This window comes from Bradyrhizobium sp. CIR18 (genome assembly GCF_014198295.1).
In the GTDB taxonomy this organism is placed as follows: domain Bacteria; phylum Pseudomonadota; class Alphaproteobacteria; order Rhizobiales; family Xanthobacteraceae; genus Bradyrhizobium.
Genome location: NZ_JACIHF010000027.1, coordinates 26,628 through 44,486, shown reverse-complemented (window position 1 = coordinate 44,486; position 17,859 = coordinate 26,628). Strand labels below are relative to the sequence as shown.

The following is a 17,859-nucleotide window of genomic DNA, read 5'->3' as shown; positions in this document are numbered from 1 at the left end:
CATCCGACCCCCTCCGTCTTCCGGGAGTCGTCTTCAGAATCCGTCTTGCCTTCCAATGCAATAGCTAGACAAAACCCATATGCGATTCCCCTGCCCAAAGGGGGGAGGGAACGGAGAGAGCAACGCTGTCCGCTGAACTGGACTTGAATCCATCGTGGTCTAGTTGCCCGAACGACACATCGGACTGCTGCCTGCACAGACAGGCCTGCCGCGCCGTTGACATCCATGAACCGATCGCGCGATGTTACATTATAACGTCGCGACGCCAGGGAATTGATGTGCCGCGACGTGGGGTGGCTTTTCCAGATGAAGTGGTTCCGGTCGAATATCAGGCACGGCGCCCGGCTCGCGTTGTTCGCGATGCTGGTGCAGTTCGCGCTGACGTTCGGGCACAGCCACTGGTTCGCGCAGGCCGCGCCGCTTGCCCAGGCCTCGCTCCAGCAGACCGATAGCGCCAACGGCGTTGCTGCGATCGACCGCGCCGCGATCCAGAAGCAATCGCCCGCCGCTCCCGACCGGGAGCATCCGGGCGAGGACAATTGCGCGATCTGCGCCGTCGTCGCGATGGCGGGCGCCGTCATATCGGCAACGCCGCCCGTGCTGCTGCTGCCGCAGGCGATCGAGCTGCTCCACCGCACCACTGATGCCGAATTTCTCCATCTGAAATCGGCCGGCACGGCGTTCCAGCCGCGCGCCCCTCCCGCGTACTGACTCTCAACATCGCTTGATCACGCCCGGGCTCGCCGCGCATCGGCAAATACCCGGGAGAAGTTGAAGTCGAATTCCGTCGCGCCGCGACGGCAGGCCGCCTCCCGATCAAAAGACCATCACGCGGACGGCGCCTGAATGGAATCAGGACCATGTCATTCAAATTGCGACGCGCGCAGCGTCTTGGCGGAGCAAGCCTGCTCCTGCTCGGCGCTGCCGCCACGCCTGCTTTCGCCCAAACGCCTGCGCAAGACAAATCGTCGACCGAGATCCCCGCCGTTACCGTGACGGCGCCGAGCCCCATCGTGCGCAGAGCGGTGGTGCCGTCGCGCAATCCGGGCCGCGGCACGCGGACTGCGCGAGTGCGCAGCCGCCAACAAGCGGCGGAAGCAGAGCCGGCGGCCGCCGTGCCCGCCGCGCCCCAGCAGGGCGTGCTGCCTATTGTGACCAACCAGTTCGCGACGGTCACGGTGGTGCCGAACGAGGAGATCCGCCGCGAGGGCGGCGGCCAGCTCGGCGATCTCCTGTTCTCCAAGCCGGGCATCACCGGCTCGAGCTTCGCGCCCGGCGCATCCAGCCGGCCGATCATCCGGGGTCTCGACGTCAACCGCGTCGGCATCGTCGAGAACGGCACCAATTCGAGCGGCGCGTCCGATCTCGGCGAGGATCATTTCGTCCCGATCGATCCGCTTGCGACCAACCAGATCGAAGTGGTGCGCGGGCCCGCCGCGCTGCGCTACGGCTCGACCTCGATCGGCGGCGTCGTCAGTGCCACCAACAACCGGATTCCGGATGCGGTGCCGAACTGCGCGCCGTCATTCCAGGCTTACGGCCTGCCGACCAAGGCGCCGCTCGCGACCGCCGCGACCTCGCCTTGCGTCACAGCCGAGACCCGCACCGCGTTCTCTTCGGTCGATCGCGGCGTCGAAAGCGGCGTGCTGCTCGACACCGGCGGCGGCAATTTCGCGTTCCACGCCGACGCCTATGGCCGCACGACCTCGGACTATTCCATCCCGAGCTACCCCTATCTGAACGATCAGTCGCGCCCCGTGAACGGCCGCCAGCCGAACTCGGCGACGCGCTCGGACGGCGCCTCGATCGGCGGGTCCTATTTCTTCCAGGGCGGCTATATCGGCGCATCGATCACGCAGAACGACTCGCTCTACCACATCCCCGGCATCGACGGCGCCGACCACCGCACGCGGATCGACGGCCACCAGACCAAGATCAACGTCAAGGGCGAGTATCATCCCGACGCCGCCGCGATCGACGCCGTCCGCTTCTGGGCCGGCGCGACCGATTACCGCCACAACGAGATCGGCCTTGCCGATCCCGCCGACCTCAACAGCGACGGCATCAGGCAGACCTTCACCAACAAGGAGCAGGAAATCCGCACCGAGGTGCAGCTGATGCCGTTCAACGCGCGCTTCGCCGAAGTGACGACGGCGCTGGGCTTCCAGGTCGGGCATCAGGAATTGAGCGCGCCGAGCCCGGACAATCCCGGCACGCTGTTCAACGGGCTGTGGGACCCCAACAACAGCACGCGCGTTGCCGGTTACGCCTTCAACGAGTTCAAGTTCACGGAGGCGACGCGGGCGCAGATCGCCGGCCGCATCGAGCATGTCGAGCTGCACGGCACGACGCCGGACTTCCCGGCCGACTATTTGCCCGACGGCACGCCGCAGGCGGCGATCGCGCGCAATCCGTCCTTCACGCCCAAGAGCGGCAGCATCGGCCTGCTGCAGGATCTGCCGGGCGGCATGGTCGGCAGCATCACCGCGCAATATGTCGAGCGCGCGCCGAAGGCGGCCGAGCTGTTTTCACGCGGCGGCCATGACGCGACTGCGACCTTCGACATCGGCAATCCCAACCTCACCATCGAGACCGCCAAATCGGTCGAACTCGGCGTGCGCAAGGCGACGGGGCCGTTCCGCTTCGAAGCGACCGTCTACTACACGCATTTCGACAATTTCATCTATCGCCGCCTCACCGGCGTGTCCTGCGATGACGACTTTGCCTCCTGCGGCACGCCGGGCGCCGAGCTGAACCAGGCGGTGTATTCGCAGCGCAATGCCAATTTCCGCGGCGGTGAATTCCAGTCGCAGCTCGACGTCGGCGCGTTCCAGGGCGGCATCTGGGGCATCGAGAACCAGCTCGACGTGGTCCGCGCCACCTTCAGCGACGGCACCAACGTGCCGCGCATTCCGCCGGTGCGGATGGGCGGCGGCGTGTTCTGGCGCGACGACAACTGGCTGATGCGCGTCAACCTCTTGCACGCCTTCGCGCAGAACAACATCGCCGTGATCGCCGAGACGCCGACGGCGGGCTACAATCTGTTGAAGGCCGAGGTCAGCTACAAGACCAAGCTCGACCGCAACTGGTTCGGCGCGCGCGAGATGATGGCCGGCATCGTCGGCAACAATCTCCTCAACGAGAACATCCGCAACTCCGTATCCTACACCAAGGACGAGGTGTTGATGCCCGGCATCGGCGTGCGTGCGTTCGCGAACTTCAAGTTCTGACGGTGATCAAGCCGGGGCCCGCGGGCCCCGGCAACGACGGAGTGTCAGGCGCGGCCGCGCGCGTCATTGACAGCATCGTAGCCCGGATGGAGCGCAGCGAAATCCGGGGCGGTGCATCTGTAGCGAGAGGTTTCCCGGATTGCGCTGCGTTCCATCCGGGCTACGAACTACGCGTCAGCCGTTTCTCGAAGCGCCACTGATCCACAGGGAAAGGCCCCTTCGAGGTTTCCGACATCATCACGAAGGTGCCGGCGTTGCGCCAGCCGCTCTTCTCGTAGAACCGGGCGGCCCGCATGTTGCCGACCGCGCAGGCGAGCCACGCCAGCTCCACACCACGCGCGGCGAGCCGTGCTTCCGCATCGGCGATCAGCGCCGCAGCCACGCCTGTCCCGTGGGCGGTTGGCGACACGAAGAGCTGGTACAGTTCGTCGCTCTTGAGGGCGCACAAGCCGAGCGGCGCACCGGAGGGGCCGACGACGCAGATATCGACAAGCATGACCGCGAGGCGATCGCGAAAGCTCGCCAGCGTGCGGAGGCGGACCAGTTCGGGCGGCGCAAGATGCGCATGCGACCCGTGCCAGGCATCGTGCCACAGCTGCGCGAGGTGGTCGATCTCCGTGGAATCAGCTGGACGCACCTGCATTGGCGATACTCCGTATGAGCCTCGTAGCCCGGATGAGCGAAGCGACATCCGGGGGCGGTGCATCTGCATCGACAGGTTTCCCGGATATCGCTTCGCTCATCCGCGCTACAGGCTACGAACCTGACGCCCTACCCTGCCCGCGCCTTGCTCCAGTCCGGGCCGACCGGGCCCGACACGCCTTCGAAGGCGCCATCGACGAGCTCGAACACCAGGATGCGGGCGGCGTCGACGGGACCCGGCATGGTAACGCGGCCCTTCGGGACCGGCTTGAAGCCGACACGGCTGTAATAGGGCTCGTCGCCGACCAGCAGCACCAGGCGGTGACCTTTCGCCTTCGCGTCCTTTAGCGCGCGCTCCATCAGCAGACGGCCGACACCGCGGCCGCGGAACGGCGGCTCGACCGTCAGCGGGCCGAGCAACAGCGCCGGCGTCTCGCCGACCAGCACCGGCAATTGCCTGACCGAGCCGACCAGCAGCGTGCCGATGCGCGCGGTGAAGGACAATTCGAGCAGATGGTCGACGTGCTCGCGGATCCGGTAGGCGCTGAGCACGAAGCGGCCGGGACCGAAGGTACGTTCGTGCAGCCGCTCGATCGACTGGGCATCGCCGGCGGCTTCAGGGAGGATGGTCAGTGAGAGATCGGTCATGTCAATTCGCGGGATAGCACCTGAACGCAGCGCGGTCCATCGGGCAGGGACCGCGCTCAGCTCCTTTTCGAGGTCGAGGGGAGGTGTTCCGAAACCCTCGGCTTGCATTCGTTCAACGACATCTCCTGATGCATCAGCACAGGCCGACCTCAGCGCCACGTCGCAATCATTGGCCGGCCGTCCAGCACTTCCGCGATCCGCAGCCGCGTCCCTCGGGTGGTGCCGTCGGGCAGCGCCGTGAGCGCGAAGAACCCGCACTCGACGATCTCGCGGTTGGGCTCGGGCTGGCGGTCCTGCCTGAACTGCCTGACGACGTAGACCGCGACGTGGTCGCGGCGGGAAACATGGCTGTTGAGGAAGATGCCGTGCAGCACGGCCTCGCCGGTGAGGTCGATATCGCCCTCCTCCTTGAGCTCGCGCCGCATCGCCTGCTCCATGCTCTCGCCGTGATCGACGCCGCCGCCGGGCAGGTACCAGCCGCTGACATAGCTGTGCCTGACCAGAAACACCCGATTCTCGGCATCCAGCACCACGGCGCGGACGCCGAGCGTCATGCCGCGGACGATGAGGAAATAGGCGTGGAAGACTCGCCGCAGCAGCGGCTCGAATTTTCGTCGAATGCGGTCCAGACGATCTCCCATCAGGCTTCCTTGAGGCCGCTGTCCCGGCGCCGCTTGCACAGTCCCCGCGACCTTGCCATTACAACGGAGCAATAGCGAGGCAATCGCACGCCATGACTCCCAACACGCTGGCCCCCTTCACGCTCGCCCATCTGTCCGATCCTCATCTAGCGCCGTTGCCGAAACCGCGGCTGATCGAGCTCGCCGGCAAGCGCGTGCTCGGCTACGTCAACTGGACGCGTAACCGCCACAAGTACCAGCGCCGCGAGGTGCTCGATGCGCTGGTCGCCGACATGAAGGCGCAGGCGCCCGACCACATCGCGGTGACGGGCGATCTCGTCAACCTCGCGCTGGAAGCCGAGTTCGCTCCTGCCCGCGCCTGGCTCGAAGGCGTCGGCCCGCCCGACCGCGTCACCACGATTCCCGGCAATCACGACGCCTATGTCCGCGCCACCTCGCATCGCTTCGGCGAGACGTTTGCGCCCTATCTCGCCGGTGACGACGGCGGCATCGGCTTTCCATCCGTGCGCCGGCGCGGACCGCTCGCGCTGATCAGCCTGTCCACGGCAGTGCCGACCCTGCCGCTGATGGCGACGGGCACGCTCGGCCGCGATCAGCTCGACTCGCTTGCAGCAATGCTCGAACGGCTCGCGGCCGAGGACGTCTTCCGCGTGCTGCTGGTGCATCATCCCCTGAAGTCCGATGCGCGGCAGAAGCGGATGACCGATTCGGCCGCGCTGCTGACGCTGCTCAAGCGCCACGGCGTCGAGCTGATCCTGCACGGGCACGACCACATTCATTCGACGATGTGGTTCGAGGGTCCCAACGGCAACATTCCCGCGCTCGGCGTGCCCTCCGCCTCCGCGCTCGCGCACGGGCGCTACCCGGCGGCGGCCTACAACCTTTTCAGAATCGAGAAGGACAATGCCGGCTGGCGCTGCGAGCAGACGGTGCGGAGCCTCGGGGCGGGATTTCAGATGGGGCAGATCAAGCATGTGAGGCTGATCTAGTTCGATGTCATTGCGGGGCGCGCGATGCGCGAGCCCGGAATCCATCGGGCCGCAGAATTGGTGGATGAATGGATTCCGGGCTCGCGCCTTTGGCGCGCCCCGGAATGACGGCGGAGAATACCTCACCAGCTCCGCAGGGCCGCCAACAGGGCGAGGCCGAACAAGGCGGCGGCGCCGAGCACGAAGCCGAACACGAACGGCCACAGGCGCGAGCGGCGCGGCGGCGGCGCGACTGCGGGCTTCGGTTCGGGCGGGACCACCATCGCGTGCTCGCGCTCGACCATGCGGCGCGCGACATAATCGGTGACGGCCTCGACGATCACAGCGGTGTCGTGCGATTCGGCGAGCACGATGCGGCCGAAGCGGGTGTCCTGGACGAAGCGGTACATCCGCTTGTCACGCCCCATCACGATGTGGGCGACGACATCGATCCAGAGTCTGGGCGTATCGCCCTGGCTGATGCCGCGGTCAAACAGATCGATTCTGTCAGGCACCTGCGCGAACAGGGGATCGAGCGCATCGTTGAGGATCTCGAGCCGCGCCACCTCGGCATCCCTGAGATCGACGACGACGCCGGTCCTGTCGGCCGCCTCGATCCGCGCGCGCAGCAGCGCATCGCGCAGCCGCACCGGGCGTGGCTGGCCGGGATGGGTCCCGCTGGTTTCGGGCTCTGACATTGTCGGCCTCGTCCTCGACTTTCCTCCATTAACCTATCAGCAACCTTGAGGCCCGCAAAGGGTCCATAATTCCAGATACTTACGGCACCCACAGGCGATTGACCTGTGCCAAAAACAGACGATCCCACCCAGGCAGAGCCTGGATGGGACCATCCGTCCTTGGACGTCTTCTTAATTCAGGTCGGCACCAGGCCCTTTAGGCCGAGACGCGCGACGGCTCTTCCACGATGGAGAAGCGGACGCCGGCCTTGTGGCGGTTCTCTTCCGAGACCGTGCGCCAGGCGTCCTCGGCCTCCTTGCGGGTCTTGAACGGACCCTGCACCTGGGCCGAGCCTTCCACGAGCTTGTGGAAGTTCATCGAACCGAACTCGCCGCCGATCACCCAGAAATTGCTGCCTTTGGTCATTGTCAGTCTCCTGTCCAATAGCGTGCTGCGTTAGCCGAACTGGTTCATCGTGTTGTGGACGCCGCCCGCCTTCAGGGCAGCCTCGCCGGCGAAGTATTCCTTGTGGTCGTCGCCGATGTCGGAGCCGGCCATGTTCTGGTGCTTGGCGCAGGCGATGCCCTGACGGATCTCGGCGCGCTGGACGTTCTTGACGTAGCCGAGCATGCCCTGGTCGCCGAAATATTCCTTCGCCAGATTGTCGGTCGAGAGCGCCGCCGTGTGATAGGTCGGCAACGTGATCAGGTGATGGAAGATGCCGGCACGCTTGGCCGAATCCGCCTGGAAGGTGCGGATGCGCTCGTCGGCTTCCTGCGCCAGCGGCGTATCATCGTATTCCGGCTTCATCAGCTCGGCACGGTTGTACTTGCTGACGTCCTTGCCGGCTTCCTTCATCGCGTCGTAGACCTGCCAACGGAAGTTCAGCGTCCAGTTGAAGGACGGCGAGTTGTTGTAGGCGAGCTTCGCGTTCGGGACCACCTTGCGGATGCGATCGACCATCTTGGCGATCTGCTCGATATGCGGCTTCTCGGTCTCGATCCAGAGCAGGTCCGCGCCGTTCTGCAGCGAAGTGATGCTGTCGAGCACGCAGCGGTCTTCGCCGGTACCCGGACGGAACTGGTAGAGGTTCGAGGGCAGCCGCTTCGGACGCATCATCTTGCCGTTGCGGTTGATGATGACGTCGCCGTTGCGGGCGTTCTCCGCGGTGATTTCCTCGCAATCCAGGAAGCTGTTGTACTGGTCGCCGATGTCACCGGGCTTGTGGCTGACGGCGATCTGCTGCGTCAGGCCGGCGCCGAGCGAGTCGGTGCGGGTCACGATGACGCCGTCTTCGACGCCGAGCTCGAGGAAGGCGTGGCGGCAGGCGCGGATCTTCGCGATGAACACTTCGTGCGGCACGGTGACCTTGCCGTCCTGGTGGCCGCACTGCTTCTCGTCCGAGACCTGGTTCTCGATCTGCAGCGCGCAGGCGCCCGCTTCGATCATCTTCTTGGCGAGCAGATAGGTCGCCTCGGCGTTACCGAAGCCGGCGTCGATGTCGGCGATGACGGGGACGACATGGGTCTGGAAGTTGTCGATCTTCTCGATCAGCTCCTTCTCGCGGGTCTTGTCGCCTTCCTTGCGCGCCTTGTCGAGGAGACGGAAGATGTCGTTGAGCTCGCGCGAGTCGGCCTGGCGCAGGAAGGTGTAGAGCTCCTCGATCAGCGCCGGCACCGAAGTCTTCTCGTGCATCGACTGGTCGGGCAGCGGGCCGAATTCGGAGCGCAGCGCCGCGATCATCCAACCCGAGAGATAGAGGTAGGTGCGATCGGTCTTGCCGCCGAAGTGCTTCTTGACCGAGATCAGCTTCTGCTGGGCGATGAAGCCGTGCCAGCAGCCGAGCGACTGGGTGTACTTGGTGGGGTCGTTGTCATAGGCGGCCATGTCGGCCCGCATCAAGGCAGCGGTGTAGCGGGCGACGTCGAGACCGGTCCTGAAGCGGTTCTGCAGGCGCATGCGTGCGACGGCCTCGGCCGTCACCCCGTTCCAGGTCGGCTGGGTCTTGAGGAGCGCCTGGGCCGCCTCGACCTCGTTCTGATACGAACCCGGGCCCTGAAGGGTGCTGATGCCGCGCGGCTGGTAGTTCATGTGCCTGATCCTTTCGCTGACGATGGCGATGGCTGGCCATCGACATTCTTGACAGTGCATTGCGAGATGCGTGTCAGGAGCTAAACGCGAAAACAGAAACTTCGGATAGATGGCTTGTTTTTTATTGGTGATGTCATGTAACATCGGAACATGTAATAGATGTTATTTTGTAAATCTTGTAAAAATTATAGGTCAGTTAGTCTGTCCTTAATATGTATGGAGTCCTGAGAAATGCCCGCCAATTCCGGCAAGAAACTCTTCGTCGGCCCGCGGTTCCGCAGGATCCGGCAGCAACTGGGGCTTTCGCAGACCCAGATTGCCGAGGGGCTCGGGATCTCGCCGAGCTATGTCAACCTGATCGAGCGCAACCAGCGCCCGGTGACGGCGCAGATCCTGCTCCGGCTGGCCGAGACCTATGACCTCGATTTGCGCGACCTCGCCACCGCCGACGAGGACCGTTTCTTCGCCGAGCTCAACGAGATCTTCTCCGATCCGCTGTTCCGCCAGATCGACGTTCCCAAGCAGGAGCTGCGCGACCTCGCCGAGCTCTGCCCCGGCGTCACCCATGCGCTGCAACGGCTCTACGCCGCCTATACCGAGGCGCGCCAGGGCGAGACGCTGGCGGCGGCGCAGATGGCCGACCGCGACGTCGGCACGCGCTTTGAGGCCAATCCGGTCGAGCGCGTCCGCGAGCTGATCGAGGCCAACCGCAACTATTTTCCGGAGCTCGAGCAGGCCGCGGAGGCCCTTCGCGATGAGCTGAACGTGCCGGCCGAGGGACTCTATGCAGCGCTCGCGGCGCGGCTGCGTGAGAAGCATTCGATCCAGACCCGCGTCATGCCGGTCGACGTGATGCGCGAGACGCTGCGGCGTTTCGATCGCCATCGTCGCCAGTTGCTGATCTCCGAGCTGGTCGATCCGCCCGGCCGCGCCTTCCAGCTCGCCTTCCAGCTTGGCCTCGGCGAATGCGCGCAAGCCCTGGAGAGCATCATCGGCCGTGCCGGACCGCTCGACGACGCGCCGCGCCGGCTGTTCCGCATCACGCTCGGCAACTACTTTGCAGCGGCCGTGATGATGCCCTACCCCGCGTTCCTCGCCGCGGCCGAAGCCCTGAATTACGACATCCACGTGCTGGCGCAGCGATTCAATTCCGGCTTCGAGCAGGTCTGCCACCGGCTCACCACCCTGCAGCGGCCGAACGCGCGCGGCATTCCGTTCTTCCTCTTGCGCGTCGACAATGCCGGCAACGTCTCCAAGCGCTTCTCGTCCGGCACTTTCCCGTTCTCGAAATTCGGCGGCACCTGTCCGCTGTGGAACGTGCACTCGACCTTCGACACGCCCGATCGCCTGCTCAAGCAGGTGATCGAGCTGTCCGACGGCACGCGCTATTTCTCGATCGCGCAGATGGTGCGCCGCCCCGTCGCGCCGCACCCGCTGCCGCAACCGCGCTTCGCCATCGGCCTCGGCTGCGAAATCCGTCACGCCGCGCGCCTGACCTACGCCGCCGGCATCGACCTGGAGAAGACCGAGGGCACTCCGATCGGCGTCAACTGCCGCCTCTGCGAGCGCGAAAACTGCGCCCAGCGCGCCGAACCGCCGATCACGCGCACGCTGATTTTGGACGAGACGACGCGGCGGGTATCGAGCTTCGCGTTCTCGAATGCGCGGGAGTTGTGACGGGCACTCTCTCCTTCGTCATGGCCGGGCTTGACACAGTTGCCTCCCGATAGCGGGCCGCAGCAAGGAGACAAAACTGTCAACAACGGGATTGTCCTTTAGTCTAATGCCGTGCTTGCAAGTGATAACACGGAGTAGCGACGCTTAGCGACCAATAGCGGGGGTTCATGGCCCCCGGTTTGGCCCCGTCCCGCCAATCGTGTTTGCTCCGGTTGAGGAGCAAGACATGAGACGAAAGCTAACAGACAGGTTCGTCCGCAACATCAAGGCGGCACCTAGCGGCAAGCGGGTCGAGTGCTACGATACCATGACGCCGTGTTTTGGAGTGCGCGTCACCGACCGCTGCCACAAGACCTACTTCCTGTATCTCAAGTGGCCGGGTGGCAAGGTGCCGACGCGGCGCGAGATCGGGAACGCGGATCGCCTCTCCCTCGCTGCAGCTCGCAAGAGAGCCCGCGAGTGGCTTGAGCTGGTCGAGCTGGGCGTCGATCCCTGCGAGAAGCAGCGCGCGGCAGAGGCCGAGGCAAGATTGCGCCGGGAGACGACGTTCGAATCGGTCGCCGAGGCGTGGTTCCTCAAGATCAAGCATCAGCGCAAGGCCGAAGAGGTCGAGCGCGACGTGAGGCGTGAGTTTATCCCGCGATGGCGGGGTCGTCCTGTCACTAGCATAACTCGGCAGGAGATCGCGCAGGTCATCGAGGACAAGGCCGAGGGCCGGGCCCCCGCGCCCAACGCGAAGAAGCAGGGGCCGGCTCCCGCTCAGGCTCGCAACCTGCTGGGGCACGTCAAGCAGTTGTTCTCGTGGGCCGTGGCCAGTGGCAAGCATGGACTGGAGGTCTCGCCCGCGCAGCTCGTGCAGGGTCGGGCCATCTACGGCAAGAAGCGCCGCCGATCGCGGGTGCTGAAGGACGACGAGCTTCGCGACGTGTGGAATGCAGCGGGCCAGCTCGCGTATCCGTACGGCCCCTGCATCAAGCTCATGATTCTGTGCGGCCAGCGCAGTGCAGAGGTTGCCGAGGCTGTGTGGCCGGAGTTCGACCTGCGCAAGAAGCTCTGGATCATCCCCAAGGAGCGCATGAAGATGGACCACGACCATCTCGTGCCGCTTACCGAGGACATGCTGGCGCTGCTCGCAGACCTGCCGCGCTTCAACGCTGGCCCGCATCTCTTCACCACCACGTTCGGCGAGCGGCCCGCCAACGGCTGGAGCAAGGCGAAAGAGCGCATCGACCGGATGACCGGTCCGCTGCCGCACTGGGTCTTCCATGACCTGCGCCGCACGATGCGCACCAACCTGAGTGCGATTCCGCAGATATCGGACCGAGTCCGCGAGGTAATGATCGCGCACAACAGCGGCATGCACGCCGTCTACGACCTGTACGACTACGCCGAGGAGAAGCGGCAGGGCTTCGGGCTGTGGAACGCGCGGCTGCGCGGCATCCTTGCGGCAGAGCCGGCCAGCAATGTCGTGAATTTGTTCACGTCTGCATAAACCACGGCTTGTGATCCTCGTGGACCTGACGTTCTGCGCGCACATTAACCGATGCATGGGGAGCCGGTGGTTCGCAAGCGCCAAGGTATGATAACATTCGCGAAACGGAGGACGGAAATGAGGCTCACCGAGAGTGCCGTTCGTTCCCGCGCAAGGCGCGACGGGTACATGCTGCGGAAGTCGCGTCGCAAGGTGGACTTCAACAACCTTGGCGACTACATGCTCCTGGAGGCGTCGACGAACTGCGTCGTGCGCGGCGGCCATTTCGACGCAACGCTCGACGAGATCGCCGAGTTCTTGGAGATCGCCTAATTCACGCGCCGCGAGGACATGCTCTTCCACGACCTGCGCCGTACGACGCAGGACTAGGCCGAGGAGAAGCGACAGGCCTCGGTCTGTGGAACGCGCGCCTGCGCGCCATCCTTGCAGCAGAGGCCGGTAGCAATGTCGTAAATTTGTTCACGTCTGAAGGGGAGGCATTAAGTGAGGCTCAAGCTCCAACAGCTCGAAGCGCTATGGCTGGCCCTAGACATGCTGAGCGAAAATTTAGCCCTCATCGAGATGGCCGGCCGAGGATATCGATGAAGCGCGTCATTTTCTCCGCTGCGCCGAGATCGACCTCGCCGAGGCGCTGGCTTGGGAGGATCAAATGAGAAAGAGATTACGGGCGGGCTCAAGCGTTTCGTGTTCGGCAGCGTATCATTGAGCAATAAGGATGCTTAACTTTTTCTCGCCGCGTAATCATCGATGACTGCCTCGATACGGGCCAGTATTGGATCAAAGCGAGAGAAATCAATATTGGCAGCTTGTGGGCGGACCACACGCTCAGCGAAGACAACCTTTCCGTATTCTCCGGGCGCTTCGTGCTCCTTATCTGGATTAAATCGCTTGCCGTCGATCGGCGTTTCTCGAACAGAGGTCTCAAAAAAGTCCTCAGGACAAGACTTGTTGTTCGGCCCGTTGATAGGCGTTTTTATAAGATAGAGATGATTGCCGAGATGATAAAACGGAAGATCCGTGGCGTGACTTATATCAATTCCGAATTTTTTCCTGCTTTGCAATAGCTTGAAAATCTCCGTTGCCCCATCATCGTTGTCTATCAAGATGATCACCGGATGCTTCATAGGACGATGCTTGTATTTAGCCAGCTTGTCTTTCCATGTTTGAAGAAAGAATTTCAAATCCGGGGCGCCACCTCGCAACTGCAGCAGATCGCGAGACTGATCCGAGTATTTAAAGAAGTTCACAGCGAGAGAAATTTTGCCGTCTACTGCGGTGGCAAGCTTTGGATGCGACGTTGCCAAACTCCGCAGGGCACACTTCAAATAGACCGGATCAGTAGGACCCTCGCACACGATGAGCGGCCTCGATGGGTCCACGAAGTGCTTAAAAAACACCAGCTGATAATACAGTAGCCGAATAGCCGATGGATACTCATTCTTCTGTTTAGTGCGATCTGCGTGGAGCTTGTGCCTCTTTTCATCATTTTCTTGCGCTTCGATGCCGATGTCGATCAAGCGCTCTTTGATATGATATATGTGATTAAGGATGCCCTCGAGACGCTGGACGGACGTCTCTTCATCTCCATTGCGAATATATTTCCCCGTTGTAATGAACGCGTGCGTCATTGCGCGAGCAGACTTGTAATAGTACTGTTGCACATTCACCTTTTCGTTCACTGTCAGCCCAGTCACGGTTTGTCGGCTGCCACGAACCTGCATCCGTGTCTTGGCATCATTGATTTCGAAGCCAGCATCTCTAATTCTGGACCTTAGCTCATCGCTCAACTTCCAGGATTGCCCCTCCGCAGTCGCGAGTGCGGCAGGGAATTCCTCTAAATTGGTTGAAAAAGTTATGTCATCGGCGTAGCGCGTATAGGAGCACCTATTTCGTGCTGCCAATCGGACGAGCCGAATGTCCAGAAAATGCGTCATCAACTCCGAAATGATGGGTGACGCGGGGCTACCTTGCGGCAGGACGCCATTGTTGCATGCAATCTGAGCAATGATTGTTGCGACCGGTTCAGCCAACCGAAAGCTTCGGTTGCGCATGAAGAAGCCGCGAACGCGCCCAAAATTCAAGCTTGGGAAAAAATCCGAAAGATCAAGGTTCAGTACGAAGCGGCGAGCGCGGTGAGCCTTCGCATTTGTGATGATCGAAAAATCTTCCCGAAATGCATGAGAGAGCTTGTTCTTTACCTTATCGGTGGACTCCAGCTCGCGAAGACATTCGTAGAGCGTGTCCGCGAGCCGTCTTTGTAGACCCTTGAGCTTTTCAATCGGTGCATCGATGCGCCGCTGGCCGCCGCCCTTTTTGTCGATTTCGAAGACTGTGTACTTATTTGCGGTCGGGATTTGGAATACGATGTAGGATAGCGCGCTCGGCTTGTAGCCGAGGATTGCCGCAACGTCATAACGATTTCGGGCTGATCGAAGCGCTTGGAGGGCCGACAAGACTGCTCACCAGATAATGAGGCTTACAGGCACTCCTACGCGAGCGCGCAGGCCATAGGCCGAAACATATCATACGGATCACAGGGAGCAGCGTCCCTGACATCGAATCATATATCGCGAAACACGACAACGAATCTGCCTGTAAGCTTACGTGCATGGTATCTAAATGTGAGATCAACGCAAGATTGCGAATCACTCGTTCCAGCAATTTCTCACCTCGGTGACAGTCGTGGCCGAAGATTATGACGAGCGAAGGTGGTTCTTCGACCGTAGAACCGACAAAACCATCATCAGCAAACGGATTGTTGATGGTCTATCCGGGACGAAAGTCCGGATCGCGAGCCATATTGTAGATGGGCAAGGCGGCATGAAGCTTGCGACGCTCAAGGACGAGATCGTCCTGCGGCGCACACCGGCTGGACGTTACGAGATTAAGGCCACATTCCTGGAGGATGACCGCTCAATTAAGACGCTAACAATTCAGAAATATTCAAGCAAGAGCGGTCCCCACGATCGGCAATACTTCTCGTTTGTCGGTGACGAGATCAATGCTTTGATGGAGTTTGTGGCCGGGCTCAAGACCGTGGCCCTTGATGGAGCTGCAAAAGTCCACGTGTCTGATGACCTTTTGCGCGACATCATTCTTGATCAGGGGCAGGCACGCCAAATCTTCTCGAAAAATCCCGATTTGTTCCTGGAGCTTGCGCAGCACGAAGACATCACCCGCGACCTTGTTGCGGTGGGCTATCGTCGAAAGCAGCTAAAGCATTTCGAAGCACTGCTGCAGGATCAGAATTTCTTTGACCAAGAGCGTGCGCGTCTCAACTGCAGGCCAGAGGACGTCTGGCAGCAATTCTTTGAGATCAACACTTGGATCTTCGGATACGGGCTATCTTATCAATTTTTGTCAAAGCTCGACGAAAGAAAATTAGAGCAGATCGTCAGGGGGCGCGATCTGACAGGGCCGGGCAAGCGCTCGGATGGCCTCATGAAGACAAGGGGAATTATCAGTTCGCTCTGCTTTATTGAGATAAAAAGGCACGATACTGCGCTGCTCGGCCCAACTCCCTATCGGCCAGGTGCGTGGTCTCCGTCAGCTGAGCTTGCCGGGGGCGTTGCGCAAATGCAAACGACCGTGCACCAAGCTGTCGAGGCTATCGGTCAAAAGTTATCGCCGCAGGATGAGATGGGCGATCCCACTGGCGAAGCATTGTTTAACATCGAGCCGCGATCTTGTCTCGTGGTCGGGTCTTTAGGGGAGTTTCAGACGACGAGCGGCGTTAACATACCAAAGTATCGATCGTTCGAGCTCTTTAGGCGTCACACGTGGCGCCCGGAAATCGTAACGTTCGACGAGCTCCTACAGCGGGCACGCTTTATCGTTGAGCATGCACCCGGCGGATCACCGTCGCCGGATGATCGAGATTAACCTTCGTACCGCTCGACGCTCGGCGTCGATGGCAAGTTTCGCGCGTTTCATCGTATCAACGTCCTGCGCGTCGTATGCTCGTCGCCACTCTTCGAACAGCCTCGCCAACCTGCGCGCCCGCTTGGCATCGCCCAGCTTCGTACCCATAGCCAGTCTCCCGTCATTCACGACGGGCAAACCAGCTATATCCTGCGCGAAACCGGGACAATCAACGCGATGCGCCCGAGTTAACGGGGTGTTTTGCGGATCGCTGGGCGAGCCACCGGAGGCCGCTTCCCGCCGGGTGGTGCCGGTGGCGGGCTGGCCCGCAGCAAGCGCCACAGGCCGCCTACCCGAAGCCGGGCCGCGGTTGGCGAGGCGGGGCCATTTTGGGCTTCGCCAGGAGGCGCTGCGCGACCGCTGGGAGTTGATTTCGGGGCATGGCGGTAGGTGGGCCACCCCCCAGCGCCAAAATTGCCCGTGCAGGCCGCCTTGCGAAGGGGCCGAGAACCCATTGGGGATTGTGCGGACTCAAGGCACGCAACCTTGGCGCTAACGGATTCGCAGTATTGATCAAATGTGCTGCTCGGCGTTCTCGATTGACCCGGGAGGGGCGGGCCTAAAGTTCACCCGATACACTTTAACGTCTCGCTTGCCCTTTTTGTCGTGGTGGAGTTCTGAGACCAGAATGTGCTGTCCAACCAGCCCATCTAGCGCGGCCTGAGCGTATTTCACGGACGCTACGCCGAAGCCTTCTACGAGAAGTGTGTCGGCTCGCTTGCCCTTACCCTTCCTCGCAGCCGTGTAGGGCTCGCCTGATTGGAAGGCGGCATCAACAGCGTCGAGAAACTCTGTGAACCACGGACGCTCCGAGATGCTCGGCTCTCTCAGCTTCTGCTGCAGATGGGTCTGCTCGACCAGAACTATGCCGAAGTCCTTGTCGCCATTCTCGAGCGGAGTTTCTAGCTCGTACGGCACCCGCTTGAAGATCTGTCGCGTGGTCTTGCGGCTGTACGTGGCCTTGGTATTGGCAAGCTCGACGTAGTCGAGATAGGCGTCCGGGTCGCCGGGAAACAAATCCTTTCCGGTCTCCTCGGTCATGCCCATCATGTTGATCTGCACGCGCCCGCCGTCGGGCAGAGCCGTGGAGCCTCTGGAGGCGTGCTGATTATTAATATCCGTCGCGCCGCCCTGACTGGTATGGTGGGCGGTAATCACCGCGCAGTTGCCGGCTATCGCGATCTCGCGAAGGGCTAAAACCAGCGCTTGCATTAGCGGTATGGTCTCGCCCTCCGTGAAGCCCGCGTGAAGCGAGATCAACGGGTCGAAATAGATGACGTCGTACTTTCCTTCGATGACGTCAGCCTTGACCCGATCGAAGAACTCGGTTCGTCTGATGGTGCCCCGGACCATCTCAAGAATCGGCTGACAGGGAATGGCGTCTCGAAGGGCGGTCTCGTCCGGTTCGTATGTGTGAAAGACTGGGTGCAACTGGCTCATCAGCTCCGCGACGTTCTTTGGCGTGAACTTCTTCCCAAGATGATGATGAGCGAGAGCCTCCAGCTTGCGCTTCATCTCGTCGGTATCCTCCTCGCCGGAGACCACGAGCGTCTTGAGCGCGCGCATGGGCTTATAGCCCGCGAACGTCAAGTTGAGTGCGAAGTTGAACAGGGCTTGAAATCCCCATGTGGTCTTGTTTGAACCGCCGGTACCGATAATGAACGTGAGCCGGCGGCGCATGGCGAAGTTCTTGACGAGCCAAGGTCTGGCAGGCGTACTCTTATCGCCTGTTCGAATGTGAACGGGGCCAATTTTCAAGCTCGGATAATTCGGTCTGCTCGAACCCTCAGCCTTGGCGTCGCGCTCGCTTTTCTCTTTCTGGAAGTTGGCCACGAGATTGTCGGTCTTCTGTGCATGCTCGGGGGTCACGC

At 61.9% G+C, this 17,859-nt stretch carries 15 protein-coding genes; 7 read left to right on the top strand and 8 right to left on the bottom strand.

Going from position 1 to position 17,859, the window contains the following annotated elements; all coding sequences use genetic code 11:
* Positions 1-306: 306 nt before the first annotated feature.
* Both GGD65_RS38895 and GGD65_RS38890 read left to right on the top strand, forming a co-directional pair.
* Complete coding sequence (locus GGD65_RS38895; protein ID WP_183238634.1) at positions 307-711, top strand: DUF2946 family protein; 405 nt, start codon at positions 307-309, stop codon at positions 709-711.
* A 149-nt stretch (positions 712-860) separates the two neighbouring features.
* On the top strand, positions 861-3,230 hold the full coding sequence (locus tag GGD65_RS38890; RefSeq protein ID WP_092261553.1) for a TonB-dependent receptor: 2,370 nt from the start codon (positions 861-863) through the stop codon (positions 3,228-3,230).
* A gap of 160 nt (positions 3,231-3,390) precedes the next feature.
* On the opposite strand, the gene GGD65_RS38885 is transcribed toward GGD65_RS38890, so the two are convergent.
* From GGD65_RS38885 to GGD65_RS38875, 3 genes are all read right to left on the bottom strand, one after another.
* Complete coding sequence (locus GGD65_RS38885; protein ID WP_179735116.1) at positions 3,391-3,873, bottom strand: GNAT family N-acetyltransferase; 483 nt, start codon at positions 3,871-3,873, stop codon at positions 3,391-3,393.
* Positions 3,874-4,001: 128 nt separating this feature from the next.
* Positions 4,002-4,520: a GNAT family N-acetyltransferase gene (locus GGD65_RS38880; RefSeq protein ID WP_018323286.1), complete on the bottom strand. Its 519-nt coding sequence runs from the start codon at positions 4,518-4,520 to the stop codon at positions 4,002-4,004.
* 149 nt (positions 4,521-4,669) lie between these two features.
* Positions 4,670-5,161 (bottom strand): NUDIX domain-containing protein, encoded by a 492-nt coding sequence (locus GGD65_RS38875; protein WP_092261555.1) that lies wholly within the window; start codon positions 5,159-5,161, stop codon positions 4,670-4,672.
* Between the two features lie 107 nt (positions 5,162-5,268).
* Between GGD65_RS38875 and GGD65_RS38870 the strand changes: the two genes are divergently transcribed.
* Positions 5,269-6,150, top strand: coding sequence for a metallophosphoesterase (locus GGD65_RS38870; protein WP_092261623.1), 882 nt, complete (start codon positions 5,269-5,271; stop codon positions 6,148-6,150).
* Positions 6,151-6,272: 122 nt separating this feature from the next.
* On the opposite strand, the gene GGD65_RS38865 is transcribed toward GGD65_RS38870, so the two are convergent.
* The 3 genes from GGD65_RS38865 to GGD65_RS38855 all read right to left on the bottom strand — a co-directional run bounded on the left by GGD65_RS38865 (position 6,273) and on the right by GGD65_RS38855 (position 8,898).
* Positions 6,273-6,827 (bottom strand): hypothetical protein, encoded by a 555-nt coding sequence (locus GGD65_RS38865; protein ID WP_018323283.1) that lies wholly within the window; start codon positions 6,825-6,827, stop codon positions 6,273-6,275.
* 196 nt (positions 6,828-7,023) lie between these two features.
* Positions 7,024-7,233 carry a hypothetical protein gene (locus tag GGD65_RS38860; protein WP_018323282.1) on the bottom strand — a complete coding sequence of 70 codons (210 nt, stop codon included), beginning with the start codon at positions 7,231-7,233 and terminating at the stop codon, positions 7,024-7,026.
* A 30-nt stretch (positions 7,234-7,263) separates the two neighbouring features.
* Positions 7,264-8,898, bottom strand: coding sequence for an isocitrate lyase (locus GGD65_RS38855; RefSeq protein ID WP_026202905.1), 1,635 nt, complete (start codon positions 8,896-8,898; stop codon positions 7,264-7,266).
* Between the two features lie 231 nt (positions 8,899-9,129).
* Here GGD65_RS38855 and GGD65_RS38850 point away from each other — a divergent pair, with 231 nt between their 5' ends.
* From GGD65_RS38850 to GGD65_RS38840, 3 genes are all read left to right on the top strand, one after another.
* Entirely contained in the window at positions 9,130-10,575 is a 1,446-nt protein-coding gene (locus GGD65_RS38850; RefSeq protein ID WP_018323280.1) for a short-chain fatty acyl-CoA regulator family protein, read from the top strand.
* 226 nt (positions 10,576-10,801) lie between these two features.
* On the top strand, positions 10,802-12,067 hold the full coding sequence (locus tag GGD65_RS38845) for a site-specific integrase (protein ID WP_183238633.1): 1,266 nt from the start codon (positions 10,802-10,804) through the stop codon (positions 12,065-12,067).
* 117 nt (positions 12,068-12,184) lie between these two features.
* A complete protein-coding gene (locus tag GGD65_RS38840) occupies positions 12,185-12,379 on the top strand; it encodes a hypothetical protein (RefSeq protein WP_183238632.1) in 195 nt (64 codons plus the stop codon).
* A gap of 407 nt (positions 12,380-12,786) precedes the next feature.
* Here the strand turns inward: GGD65_RS38840 and GGD65_RS38835 are convergent, their stop codons facing one another.
* The gene (locus GGD65_RS38835) at positions 12,787-14,520 is read right to left on the bottom strand and encodes a retron Ec67 family RNA-directed DNA polymerase/endonuclease (protein WP_183238631.1); all 1,734 of its coding nucleotides are present in this window, start codon (positions 14,518-14,520) and stop codon (positions 12,787-12,789) included.
* A 229-nt stretch (positions 14,521-14,749) separates the two neighbouring features.
* Between GGD65_RS38835 and GGD65_RS38830 the strand changes: the two genes are divergently transcribed.
* A complete protein-coding gene (locus GGD65_RS38830) occupies positions 14,750-15,949 on the top strand; it encodes a Shedu immune nuclease family protein (protein ID WP_312017777.1) in 1,200 nt (399 codons plus the stop codon).
* 552 nt (positions 15,950-16,501) lie between these two features.
* Here the strand turns inward: GGD65_RS38830 and GGD65_RS38825 are convergent.
* On the bottom strand, positions 16,502-17,857 hold the full coding sequence (locus tag GGD65_RS38825; RefSeq protein ID WP_183238629.1) for an AAA family ATPase: 1,356 nt from the start codon (positions 17,855-17,857) through the stop codon (positions 16,502-16,504).
* Between the last annotated feature and the right edge of the window lie 2 nt (positions 17,858-17,859).